Source organism: Arthrobacter sp. SIMBA_036, from assembly GCF_046535135.1.
Classification (GTDB): domain Bacteria; phylum Actinomycetota; class Actinomycetes; order Actinomycetales; family Micrococcaceae; genus Arthrobacter.
Genome location: NZ_JAWRXG010000001.1, coordinates 438,157 through 450,222 on the forward strand (window position 1 = coordinate 438,157; position 12,066 = coordinate 450,222).

The 12,066-nt window shown below is 61.4% G+C and carries 13 protein-coding genes; all 13 read left to right on the forward strand.

Going from position 1 to position 12,066, the window contains the following annotated elements; all coding sequences use genetic code 11:
• Nucleotides 1-237: 237 nt before the first annotated feature.
• The 13 genes from rho to SB659_RS02080 all read left to right on the forward strand — a co-directional run bounded on the left by rho (nucleotide 238) and on the right by SB659_RS02080 (nucleotide 12,051).
• Entirely contained in the window at nucleotides 238-2,379 is a 2,142-nt protein-coding gene (gene rho, locus SB659_RS02020) for a transcription termination factor Rho (protein ID WP_410549320.1), read from the forward strand.
• 196 nt (nucleotides 2,380-2,575) lie between these two features.
• Complete coding sequence (gene prfA / locus SB659_RS02025) at nucleotides 2,576-3,649, forward strand: peptide chain release factor 1 (protein WP_284979687.1); 1,074 nt, start codon at nucleotides 2,576-2,578, stop codon at nucleotides 3,647-3,649.
• 1 nt (nucleotide 3,650) lies between these two features.
• Nucleotides 3,651-4,523: a peptide chain release factor N(5)-glutamine methyltransferase gene (prmC, locus tag SB659_RS02030; RefSeq protein WP_410549321.1), complete on the forward strand. Its 873-nt coding sequence runs from the start codon at nucleotides 3,651-3,653 to the stop codon at nucleotides 4,521-4,523.
• Nucleotides 4,524-4,535: 12 nt separating this feature from the next.
• A complete protein-coding gene (locus tag SB659_RS02035) occupies nucleotides 4,536-5,354 on the forward strand; it encodes an L-threonylcarbamoyladenylate synthase (protein WP_410549322.1) in 819 nt (272 codons plus the stop codon).
• Nucleotides 5,344-6,123 (forward strand): WecB/TagA/CpsF family glycosyltransferase, encoded by a 780-nt coding sequence (locus SB659_RS02040; RefSeq protein ID WP_410549323.1) that lies wholly within the window; start codon nucleotides 5,344-5,346, stop codon nucleotides 6,121-6,123. Before SB659_RS02035 ends, SB659_RS02040 begins: the two co-directional genes overlap by 11 nt.
• Nucleotides 6,124-7,080 carry a glycosyltransferase gene (locus SB659_RS02045; RefSeq protein ID WP_410549324.1) on the forward strand — a complete coding sequence of 319 codons (957 nt, stop codon included), beginning with the start codon at nucleotides 6,124-6,126 and terminating at the stop codon, nucleotides 7,078-7,080.
• A 303-nt stretch (nucleotides 7,081-7,383) separates the two neighbouring features.
• Complete coding sequence (locus tag SB659_RS02050) at nucleotides 7,384-8,499, forward strand: MraY family glycosyltransferase (RefSeq protein ID WP_284979682.1); 1,116 nt, start codon at nucleotides 7,384-7,386, stop codon at nucleotides 8,497-8,499.
• A gap of 123 nt (nucleotides 8,500-8,622) precedes the next feature.
• Entirely contained in the window at nucleotides 8,623-9,114 is a 492-nt protein-coding gene (locus SB659_RS02055; protein WP_284979681.1) for a hypothetical protein, read from the forward strand.
• Complete coding sequence (locus SB659_RS02060; RefSeq protein WP_410549325.1) at nucleotides 9,101-9,436, forward strand: hypothetical protein; 336 nt, start codon at nucleotides 9,101-9,103, stop codon at nucleotides 9,434-9,436. Before SB659_RS02055 ends, SB659_RS02060 begins: the two co-directional genes overlap by 14 nt.
• Nucleotides 9,437-9,517: 81 nt before the next feature.
• Entirely contained in the window at nucleotides 9,518-10,318 is an 801-nt protein-coding gene (gene atpB, locus SB659_RS02065) for a F0F1 ATP synthase subunit A (RefSeq protein WP_284979679.1), read from the forward strand.
• 79 nt (nucleotides 10,319-10,397) lie between these two features.
• Complete coding sequence (gene atpE / locus SB659_RS02070) at nucleotides 10,398-10,616, forward strand: ATP synthase F0 subunit C (RefSeq protein ID WP_003804776.1); 219 nt, start codon at nucleotides 10,398-10,400, stop codon at nucleotides 10,614-10,616.
• A gap of 50 nt (nucleotides 10,617-10,666) precedes the next feature.
• Entirely contained in the window at nucleotides 10,667-11,224 is a 558-nt protein-coding gene (locus SB659_RS02075) for a F0F1 ATP synthase subunit B (protein WP_284975352.1), read from the forward strand.
• On the forward strand, nucleotides 11,224-12,051 hold the full coding sequence (locus SB659_RS02080) for a F0F1 ATP synthase subunit delta (protein WP_410549326.1): 828 nt from the start codon (nucleotides 11,224-11,226) through the stop codon (nucleotides 12,049-12,051). The genes SB659_RS02075 and SB659_RS02080 overlap by 1 nt, the downstream gene beginning before the upstream one ends.
• Nucleotides 12,052-12,066 lie beyond the last annotated feature (15 nt).

The window sequence follows — 12,066 nt, forward strand, 5'->3', positions numbered from 1 at the left end:
TCTGGCGGTGCCGTCTCTTTCCGGCCTGTCTCAGGTGCCGCAGAAATCTCTCTGTTTCCTGAAGTTCAGTCGGCTGTCCGGGTCACCGGAGCCAGTGAAGACGATCATTATCCGGCCCTGTTGGCCAAAATCCTTCAGGCACGGCCACATCACCGGTTGCAGATCTGAACTGCAGCCCAGAACAAATCATCGCGTCCGGCTCTCGTTCTGGACGCCGTCGAGGGGGAAGGATCCTTCGTGACAGAAACCACTGAGCTGGCTTCAGCTGTGGACACAACATCTTCTGTTGCTGAATCGTCTTCAGCAGCAGCCACCAAGAGCAGCGGGCTTGCGGGCCTTAAACTCGCCCAACTCCAGGCTCTCGCCAGCCAACTGGGCATCTCCGGGGGCTCGCGGATGCGCAAGGGAGACCTGGTGACGGCGATTTCGGCCCATCGCGCAGGTACCCCGAGCGCTAAGGCGCCAGCCAAGGCAGCCAAGGCCTCAAGCGTTGCCAAGGAAGCTCCCGCCGTGGATGCTAAGAAGGCCGACGACACCATTGGCTCCGCGCAGGTTGCCACATCCGCGGATCTTGCCAAGGACGGCGCAACGGCCGAGGCACCTCGTAGCCGTGGCCGTGGCCGCAGCCGTCGCGCTACAAGCGATGGCGTGGTAGCTGCCGCCGAAGCCGCTGCTGCAGCCGCACCTGCTGCTGCGGAGACTCCTGCTGTTGACGCCCCTGCTGTTGCAGAGGCAAGCGAGGCTGCTACGGAGCGTCGTCAGCCGCGAACCCGCAACCGCCGGCGTGGCGAGGTCGCTACGGCTCCTGCTGAGAGTGCGGAAGCACCGGTCGCGGAGCAGCGCGCAGACCGAACCGAGCAGCGCGCAGACCGTACCGAGCAGCGTGAGCAGCGTGCGGACCGTAGCGAGCAGCGCGAACAGCGTGCAGACCGTACCGAGCAGCGTGAACAGACCGAATCCGGTGAGCAGCAGCGTGACCGCCGGGATAACTCCCGTGGACGCCGCGAAGACACTGCCGAGGTTGAAGAAACCGGCAACCGTCGCAACCGGAGGAATCGCCGGGACCGTAACGACCAGAATGACCGGAGCGACCGTCGTGGCGGTCAGGACAACCGTGACGGAAACACTCGAAGTGACCGTTTCCGCGACCGCAACGAGCGTCGTCGCGGCCGCGCACAGGGACCGGACGTCGACGACGTCGAGGTCACCGATGACGACGTCCTGCTCCCCGTAGCGGGCATTCTGGACGTCTTGGAAAACTACGCGTTTATCCGCACTTCCGGCTACCTCCCGGGCGCCAACGACGTCTACGTTTCCTTGGCTCAGGTCAAGAAGTACAACCTCCGCAAGGGTGACGCCGTCGTCGGAGCCATCCGTGCTCCGCGTGATGGTGAGGACCGCAGCCAGCAGTCCGCACGCCAGAAGTTCAACGCCCTCGTCCGGGTCACCTCGGTCAACGGCAAGACGCCGGAAGAGCTCAAGGATCGTGTTGAGTTCGCGAAGCTCGTCCCGCTGTACCCGTCCGAGCGCCTGCGCCTCGAAACGGACCCCAAGAAGATCGGCCCGCGTGTCATCGACCTCGTGGCACCGATCGGCAAGGGCCAGCGTGGCCTGATCGTCTCCCCGCCGAAGGCTGGCAAGACGCTCATCCTGCAGTCCATCGCGAACGCAATCACCACCAACAACCCTGAGGTCCACCTCATGATGGTGCTGGTTGACGAACGCCCCGAAGAAGTCACGGACATGCAGCGCACCGTCAAGGGTGAGGTCATTGCCTCCACCTTCGACCGCCCTGCTGACGACCACACCACGGTTGCCGAGCTTTCCATCGAACGCGCCAAGCGACTCGTGGAAATGGGCATGGATGTTGTTGTCCTCCTGGACTCCATGACCCGCTTGGGTCGTGCCTACAACCTGGCAGCACCGGCCTCGGGCCGCATCCTGTCAGGCGGTGTGGATTCCGCAGCGCTGTACCCGCCCAAGCGCTTCTTCGGTGCAGCCCGCAACATCGAAAACGGTGGGTCGCTCACTATCCTTGCAACTGCTCTCGTTGAGACCGGCTCCAAGATGGATGAGGTCATCTTCGAAGAGTTCAAGGGCACCGGCAACATGGAGCTTCGCCTGTCCCGCCAGCTGGCAGACAAGCGCATCTTCCCTGCCGTGGACGTCAACGCGTCCGGTACCCGGCGCGAAGAGAACCTGCTCTCGCCTGAAGAGGTCAAGATCATGTGGAAGCTTCGCCGCGTCCTTTCGGGCCTGGAGCAGCAGCAGAGCCTTGAGCTGCTGACCAACAAGATCCGGGAGACCCAGAGCAACGTGGAGTTCCTCATGCAGGTTCAGAAGACGACGCTCGGAGCGAAGTCGGACAACGACAAATAGCTGTGCTCTAACCGCTCAAAATATGCCGGACCCGCCCCCTACGGCGGGCCGGCATATTTTGAGCGGTCTTTGTTTAACGGAATCCTTGACCCGACACCACGTGAGGTCATACCGCGCACGTAGGCCCCGCCGGATGGGCTGCACGTGAGCCCACGATGCAGTTATTAGACTTGTAGAAGTCGAAAGAGGTTTGAAAATGTTTGAGTCCGTACAGGGATTGCTTGATGAGCACGCTGCCATTCAGGCGCAGTTGAGTGATCCTGCTGTTTATGCCGATCAGTCCGCGGCCCGTAAGTTGGGGCGTCGGTCTGCCCAGCTTCAGGGGATCGTGGAAGCGTATAACAAATGGCGCGGGCTCAATGACGATCTTGAAGCTGCAAGGGAAATGGCTGACGAGGATGCCGAGTTCGCCGCTGAGGTGGCGCAACTCGAGGAACTGATTCCCAAAGCCCAGGAGAAGCTCCGTCGCCTGCTGATTCCGCGTGACCCGGACGATGCCCGCAACGTGATCCTTGAAGTAAAGGGTGGCGAAGGTGGAGATGAGGCCGCTTTGTTCGCCGGCGATCTCCTCCGCATGTACATGCGCTACGCGGAATCGCGCGGCTGGAAGACCGAACTGATCTCGGCCACCGAGTCCGACCTTGGTGGCTACAAAGACGTCGCTGTTGCCATCAAGGGCAACTCGAACGATCCCGCCCAGGGCGTTTTCGCCAGGTTGAAATTTGAAGGCGGAGTGCACCGCGTTCAGCGGGTGCCCGTCACCGAGTCCCAAGGCCGCATCCATACCTCCGCTGCTGGTGTGCTGGTGCTTCCTGAAGTGGATGAACCCGAAGAACTTGAGATCAACCAGAACGACCTCAAAATTGACGTCTACCGTTCATCAGGGCCTGGCGGTCAGTCCGTGAACACCACTGACTCCGCCGTCCGCATCACGCACCTGCCCACGGGCATCGTGGTGGCCATGCAGAACGAAAAATCGCAGCTGCAGAACCGCGAAGCCGGCATGCGCGTCCTCCGCGCCCGTCTCCTTGCCCACCAGCAGGAACAAATCGATGCCGCCAACTCCGAACAGCGCAAGTCTCAGATCCGCACCATGGACCGGTCCGAGCGAATCCGGACCTACAACTTCCCGGAAAACCGGATCGCGGACCACCGTACCGGCTACAAGGCGTACAACCTTGATGCGGTGATGAACGGCGATTTGGAACCTGTCATTCAGTCGGCCATTGAGGCTGATGAGCAGGCCCGCCTGGACGCCATCGGCGAATAGCATGGCGTTCCACCAGGGACAAAGCCTCGCGGATGCCGTTCGCGATGCTACGGACATCTTGGCCGATGCCGGCGTTCCCAGCCCGCGGGTCGACGCCGAACTGTTGGCCGACCACCTGCTGGGCGTTGGCTTGGGGCGCCTCCGTGCGATGCTCCTTGGGGACTCACCCGCTCCGGAAGGATACGCGGAACTGGTTTCCGAACGCGCCGGGCGGGTCCCCTTGCAGCACATCACCGGCGTCGCATATTTCCGTCATCTTGAGCTGCGCGTGGGTCCAGGTGTCTTCGTTCCCCGGCCCGAAACCGAATCGGTGGTCCAGTTGGTGATCGACCACGTTGCGGGGATGGCCCATCCGAAAGTGGTGGACCTGGGCACAGGATCCGGTGCCATAGCCGGTTCGATCGCGCAGGAGGTACCGGGCGCTGAGGTACACGCCGTCGAATACAGCCCGTTCGCACACGCGTGGGCAATGCGGAACCTGGAACCCCTCGGAGTAACCCTTATCCAGGGCGATCTCCGGGATGCCCTCCCTGAACACAACGGAACTTTCGACGTCGTCGTATCCAACCCGCCCTACATCCCGGCAGAAGCGATACCCACAGAACCCGAAGTTGCGCTGCACGATCCACCGGAGGCACTGTACGGTGGGGGAGCGGATGGCATGGAACTTCCGACGGCGGCCGCCGCTTCAGCGGCAAGGTTACTGAAATCCGGTGGTTACTTCGTCATGGAACACGCTGAAGTCCAAGCGGCGTGGATCGCCACGATGCTCAAACGCACCGGACGTTGGTCCAACGTCACCACGCACCTCGACCTGAACGGCAAGGAACGCGCAACCAGCGCGCTGCTGGCCGGGACTGTTCCGGATGAATGAAAGAATAGCGCTGTGACAATTACTTACAACTGCACTTCCGATGACCAGCGCGCTGAGGGGCTCCAACACGCCAAGCGCGCCATCAGTGAAAAGAAGTGCATCGTGATCCCTACGGACACCGTGTACGGCATTGCCGCTGACGCCTTCTCGCCGACGGCCGTGACATTGTTGCTGGCCTCCAAGGGCAGGAGCCGCCAAATGCCCCCTCCGGTGCTGATACCGCGCATCAACGCACTTGATGGCCTGGCCACCGAAGTGCCGGCCGATGCCAGGGCGCTTGCGCAGGCGTTGTGGCCCGGGGGCCTGACCCTGATCCTCCACGCACAGCCCTCGTTGGACTGGGATTTGGGCGAAACCAAGGGCACCGTCGCCCTGCGGATGCCTGATGACCCTATCGCCCTGGACCTTCTCGGGATGACCGGCCCCTTGGCCGTCTCCTCCGCCAATCGCACCGGCCAGGAACCGGCACAAACCGCCGCGGAGGCGCGCCTTCAACTCGCCGAGTCCGTGGAGGTTTATCTCGAGGGCGGCTTCCGGCCGATCGAAGGGACGGCCGCAGTGCCGTCGACCATCGTCGACGCTACGTCCACCCCTTTCAGGGTTGTCCGCCAGGGCGCCATCGAATTGGAACGGCTCCGCGAGATCGTCCCTTCGATTCTCGGTTTCGGTGAGGCAGTGGGCCAAGAGGCACCAGTCGGTGAGGCGCCAACCCAGGAACCGCCAGTCGAGGAACTACCCGGCCAGGACGTCGCGGGACCCGACGTCGAAGGTCCGGTTCATGGTTCGGATCCTGTGGCCGCCAATGACGAAGTAAAGCCGGATGATTCCTGAGCGACAAAGCGTCCCCGTCCTCGACGTCGACGTCACTCCAGTGCGCGTCAATGAATTGATGAACGCATTGGGTGGCTTGATAGCCGGGGGGACCACAGCGACCGTGCTCGGCCACAATCTTCATAGCATTACGCTGTTCCACTCCCGGGATGACGTGCGCGCGCTGTACCGCGAAGCGTCGATCATCCTTCCGGATGGGGCGCCTGTGGCCATACTGTGGGGGCTTTCCCATCGCCCCCAACGGATCGGCGCCGAGGCCATGGCTTACAGGTTGGGCTCCATGGACTGGATTCCGGAGCTTGGAAGGGTACCGGGACTTCAACGTGTGGCAATAGTGGGCGCCGGTCGCCAAGCCAATACAACGGCAGTAGCCCGGTTGCGCTCGATCATCCCCGCAGCGGCGGTGGAGGGAATGCCCGGTGAAGGCTGGGATGCGTCCTTGGAGGAGGCTGTGGTCCAGTGGCTGATAGCTTTCCGGCCACAGTTGGTCCTGCTGGGTCTGGGCATGCCGTTGCAGGAAAACGTCTTGCACCGAAGGCTTAACGACCTGCCCCCAAGCGTTTACTGCACGGTCGGCGGCGCCGTCGAGCAGGTAGCCGGGGTCCAGAAACTTGCCCCGCGATGGCTCGGACGCCTTGGCCTTGAATGGGCATGGCGGCTTGCGCTCCACCCGGGCCGAGTCGCCTATCGAGTTTTCGTTGAACCCTGGAAGTTGGCCGCCTTGCTCCTCCGCCGCCATCTCCGACCGTCCCTGACTGAAGGCAAATAGATGACGTCCAAACCCGTGGTGGTTGCTGTTGTGGTGACCTATAACCGGCGAGAACTCCTCGAAACCACGCTGAACGGGATTGCCGCCGGAACCGCGGTGCCCGAGGTCGTCATCGTTGTCGACAACGCCTCAACGGACGGGACGGCGGACTTCCTCCGGACCTACCAGGGACCCCTCGTGATGGATGTGGTCACGTTGACCGCAAACGTGGGGGGTGCCGGAGGCTTTGTGGTGGGGATGGAACGGGCCGTCCTGGACCACGGGGCGGACCACGTGTGGATCATGGACGATGACACCGAGCCCCAACCCGCCGCGCTGAGTGAAGCCCTGGAAGTTTCGCTTGCCTACGAGCAGGAAACCTTCGAGGCTCCGGCCTTCATTGCCAGCCGCGTGGTCTGGACCGACGGCCGCGACCACCCCATGAACCGGATGCGGCCACGCATGGGCGCCCGCGAGGATGCCCGGAGCGCAGCCGCGCGGCTCGGGGCCACCCAAATCCGCAGCGCGTCGTTTGTGTCGGTGCTCATCCGGGCCGGGGAGATTCGGCGGCATGGGCTACCGATCGCCGATTACTTTATCTGGAATGACGATCTCGAGTACACGGCCAGGATTTCCCGGAGAGGATCCGCGCTGACCACCGCGGCGTCCATCGCCAACCATCACACCAAGGTTTTTGGCGACGCAGGAGCGGACCCGGGTTCCCGCTTCTACTATGAAGTCCGGAACAAGCTGTGGGTCTACACTCGCTCGCAAGCATTGGCACCCTGGGAAAAGGTACTTTTCACCGGCGCCTCCTTAAGGAACTGGGCAAGGACCATCGCCGCGTCGCCCAACAAAAAGCTGTTGCTGGACGGACTGTTCAAGGGCTTGCGACACAGCCTGAAGGCCCCCCGCAGCAATGCCCAGGTGTTGCAAGGAATTTACGCCTTGCGGGATGTCCAAGAGGCATCACGCTAGCTACCTGCTGCAAACGACCCCCGGCAAGGTGGGTCCGAGGACAAGAAAACAGACTCCGCCACCCGGCTGCGTCACGGGTCGGTAACGGCGGTTGGCATTAGTATCGTGACTAGAGACCACAGTAATCCCGCAACATTCGGCACAGCCGGTGCAGGCATGGCGACGGAGTAGTTCCATTTATCGACAGACAGAATTCCCCACCTTGAGCTGCCCGCATCGAGAAGGCAACCACGCATCACGCCGATACCAACGGCACCTCCAGGTTTCTGGTTTGGTCAACGGGCAGTTCTTGGGAGCCGCCACATGATCATGTACCTGCTGATGGCCTTGACAGCTGCCTTGGTTGCCTATGCAGGGACGTGGGGGGCTCGCGTGCTGGGAAACAAACTCCGGCTTTACCGGCCTATCCGCAGCCGGGACATGCACTCGGTCCTTATCTCCAAGCTCGGCGGCCTCGGTATCTTCGCCGGCTTCTTCGTGGCCCTGGTGGTTGCCAGCAATTCGTTCTTCGTGAAAGACATCTTCCGTCACAATGGCGGCCCCTGGGGGATACTCATCGGGGCGCTCGTGATCGTTGCAGTGGGTGTGGCCGATGACATCCTGGACATCCGTTGGTGGATCAAGCTGATGGGCCAGGCCGCCGCAGCGCTGATTGTGGCTATCTGGGGCGTCCGGATGTCCGTAGTGCCGTTCATCCCGGAACCCATAGTCCTGAACTCCGACGTCGTGGAGATCGTCCTTACGGCCGGATTGATTGTTACCACCATGAACGCCGTGAACTTCATTGATGGCCTTGATGGGTTAGCGGCGGGGGTGGCCACCATCGGCGGAGGTGCCTTCTTCCTGACGGCCTACTGGGTGCACCGGAACAATCCATCCACGGACAATTCAGATCTGGCCACCCTCCTCATGGCCATTCTGGTGGGTAGCTGCCTCGGGTTCCTTCCCCACAATTGGTATCCGGCCAAAATCTTCATGGGGGACTCCGGGGCCATGCTGATCGGATTGCTCATGGCCTCAGCCGGCGTAGTGGCAACGGGCCAAATCGGCTCTGGACTTTACGATCGAGCCAACGGCATACCCACGGTTGTCCCCATCCTGCTGCCCTTCGCCGTTTTGTCACTTCCCCTGCTGGACTTGGGCATGGCGGTCATCCGAAGGACGGCGCGCGGACAATCTCCGTGGTCGGCGGACCGGGGGCACCTCCATCACAAGCTGGTTGACCTCGGCTACTCGCACCGCACCGCCGTCGTCATGCTTTATGTCTGGACCTGCATCCTGGCATTCGGTGGGGTCGCCTTCGCGGTCTTCCCTTGGCAAATCGTCATCACCATGGTCGCCGCGGCAACCTTGGTCATGGCCGCCGTCACCGCATGGCCGTACTTCACCCGGAATTCCAAATGGCCGGGAAGTAGTTAAAGGTCCGTTTTCAGCACAGTTCTATCTCATGTAGAATTTGGGGAGCGGACAGTCACTCGCCCGTATCCCCTTTGAGAACTTGTCATATGCGCCTGCACATGTGTCACGACGATTGGTATCCCCATGACATCCAACGCCGGAACCGGACGCCCGTCCGGAAGACGTCGTCTTGGACCCGTTGGGGAGACGTCCTCGTTGTGGCTCCGTCTCTTGGTACTCAGCGCCGGAGCGGCCTTGGTGGCCACCGCCATCACCTGCGTGATCGCAGGGTTCATCAATGGCGGGCTGGGAGCCCTTTCGGTTGCTTTTGGTGCTGCCCTGGTCATGGCGTTCTTCGCCATCAGCCTGTTGATCGGGCACTTCGTCGGCCGAAGCAATCCTTCCGGTGCCGTCGGCTTATTTGTTGCAACCTACTTCGTGAAGGTCATCGGATTCGCCGTGGTCCTCTTCGCCATCGGAGCACCCTCTTGGCTGCATGGCCGATGGTTCCTCATCGGAGCCGTGGTTTCGGTGGTTTTCTGGCAAGCGGCGGAAATCTACGGTTTCAGCAAAGCCCGGCTGCAGATATTCAATGATCCTCCAAGCCCGAAGGGCGGTCGCGATGACACCGCGTAAGCCTGGTTCCGGCGCCTCTGGCGATTCCTCCGGCGGGATCAACCCGCACGAGGTCTTTGAGGACAGAAACGACGGCGGATACAACGCCGGCATCGCCGTCTTCAGCTACATCGTTGGCGGGATCATTGTCTGGAGTTTGATAGGCTGGGGTTTGGATAATCTGTGGGGGACCCGCTGGATTGTGCTCCTCGGCGCTCTGCTGGGAGCCGCAGGAGGGTTCTATCTTTCCCATATGCACGGCCTCACCAGTCATAGATCCCCAACTGGCGAGAGCAACGCAGACGGCGGTCCGCCTACGGACGGGGACAGTAATGCCAAATAATTTAACACGGAGTTTGGATGCGTTGAACGCGACCGGATTTCAACCAATGCCCAATGATGGACACAGCAGAGAGGAAACGCGTTGATCGCGCTTGCGCTCCCCGCCCAGGATTCGGGGTCATTCACCCCACCCGGAATCGACGAACTGCACCTGCCGGCAATCCTGCCTTGGGGTGCGCACGACGGTTTCTCCAAGCAGATGCTGCTGGTGATTCTTTCGGTCGTCATTATCGCTACATTCTTCATCCTCGCCGCTCGTAAGCGGCAGCTGGTTCCCGGCAAGCTGCAGTTCGCAGGCGAAATGGCTTATGGCTTCGTCCGCAACAGCATCGCCAAGGACATTATTGGCGGTAAGGACTTCATCAAGTACGTCCCGCTGCTGTTCAGCTTGTTCTTCTTCATCTTGGTGAACAACATCTACGGCGCAATCCCGGTGCTCCAGCTCCCCAGCTTCTCGCACGTTGGCGGCGCCTACGTCCTTGCCGGCATCGTCTTCATCACGTGGATCGCCATCGGTGTCAGGAAGAACGGCTTGAGGTACTTCAAGCTCGCAACGGTTCCCTCGGGTATCCCGTGGTACATCCTGCTGATCGTCGTACCGATCGAAATCATCTCCAACTTCCTGGTCCGCCCGGTCACCCACAGCCTTCGTCTGTTCGCCACCATGCTGGCCGGCCACCTTATCGTCATGCTCGCCGGATCCGGCATCGAATTCCTGGTGATGCAGGAGAACGTCCTTCTCAAGGGCGCCTCGGTCCTGGTCTTGGTGGGCGCAATTGCCATGTACATGCTCGAGGCGTTGATCATGGCCCTGCAGGCATACGTGTTCACCTTGTTGACCGCGATCTACATCGAAGGCGCCCTGCACGCCGATAGCCACTAGGCTCCGAAAACTTCCCCTTGCGGGGATGAAGCAACCCAAACAACCTGCCGCACGGGCGGCATCTTGAAAGGAAGAAAAAATGGAAGGCTCCATCAACGGCTCCCTCAACCTCATCGGCTACGGTCTCTCGGCCATCGGCGGTGGTATCGGTGTGGGTCTCGTGTTCGCCGCGTACATCAACGGTGTTGCACGTCAGCCGGAAGCCCAGCGCGTGCTCCAGCCGATCGCGTTCCTCGGCCTTGCACTGACTGAAGCCCTCGCCATCCTCGGCCTGGTCTTCGCTTTCGTTCTCAAGTAAACCGAAGAACCAAGCGAATTCCACACACGAGTAGATAGGACGGGTGAAATATGAAGCAGCAAATCATCTCAGCCGCCACCACCGACACCGCGGCGACTAACCCGCTCGTTCCCAACGTCTGGGAAATGGGCGTCGTCCTCGTCGGCTTTGCAGTCCTTCTGTACATCGTGGTCAAGTTTGTTGTCCCGATGTTCGAAAAGACCTACGCAGAGCGCGCCGAAGCGATCGAAGGTGGCATTGCCAAGGCTGAGCAGGCACAGGCCGAAGCATCGGCAGCTCTCGAAGAGTACAAGCAGCAGCTCACCGATGCCCGCGCCGAAGCCAACCGCATCCGCGAAGAAGCACGCGCCGAAGGTGCGCAGATCCTCGCGGACCTGAAGGCGAAGGCCGCTGCAGAGTCTGCCCGCATCACGGAGCAGGCGCACGCCGCCATCGAATCGGAGCGCCAGGCAGCTGTTGTCTCGCTCCGCTCCGAAGTCGGCACGCTTGCCACCACGTTGGCTGGCAGGATCGTCGGCGAAGCACTTACCGATGACGAGCGGGCTGCACGGGTTGTTGACCGTTTCCTGGCAGATCTGGAGACCCAGAACGCAGGTGCAGCTAAGTAATGGCAGGTATATCGAGCGGATCGCTGACCACAGCCCTGGCGCAGTTGGAAGCGAAGCTTCCTTTTGCCTCGCTGCAGTTGGCTAAGGACCTCTTCGGCATCCTGGGTACGGTGGACAGCTCGGCTGGCTTGCGCCGCGCTTTGACTGACCCCTCCCGTAGCGGAGACGAGAAGTCGGCGCTGGTCAAGCAGCTCGTTGGCGGGAAAGTCTCCGCTGATGCTGCTGAAATTGCAGGCGGATTGGCCAGCTCACGCTGGGCATCGGCCCGTGATATCGGCGATGCACTCGAGACTCTTGCCGCCACGGTTGTCATCGCGGTAGCTGAAAACAAGTCGGCTGTTTCTGCCTCCGGTATCACGGGGCTGGAAGAGCTGGAAAACGATCTGTTTGCCTTCAACCAGATTGTCGCCTCCAGCCACGAAGTACAACGTGCTCTGTCTGAGCCGCAAGCATCGGCCGCAGCCAAGGTTGCGCTGGTGGAGAACCTCGTCCCCGGCATCAGCGAGGAAGCTAAGGTTCTCATTGAACAGGCCGTAACCCAGCCGCGAGGTGTCAAGCCGAGCAAGCTGGTCGAGTCTTTTGCCAAGCTTGCAGCCAAGCGTCGGCAGCGCTGGATCGCAACCGTCAGCGTCACCCGTCCGTTGACGGATGCGCAGGCCAGCCGCCTGCATGCCGGGCTGAACGCACTTTACGGCCGTGAGCTCAAGGTCAACGTCAATGTTGACCCTGCCCTGATTGGTGGAGTACGTGTCCAGGTGGGTGACGAAGTACTTGATGCTTCGGTTGTTGCCCGTCTGGGTGAACTCCGCCGTCAGCTCGCTGGCTAGTCAAGGCAAGCACAA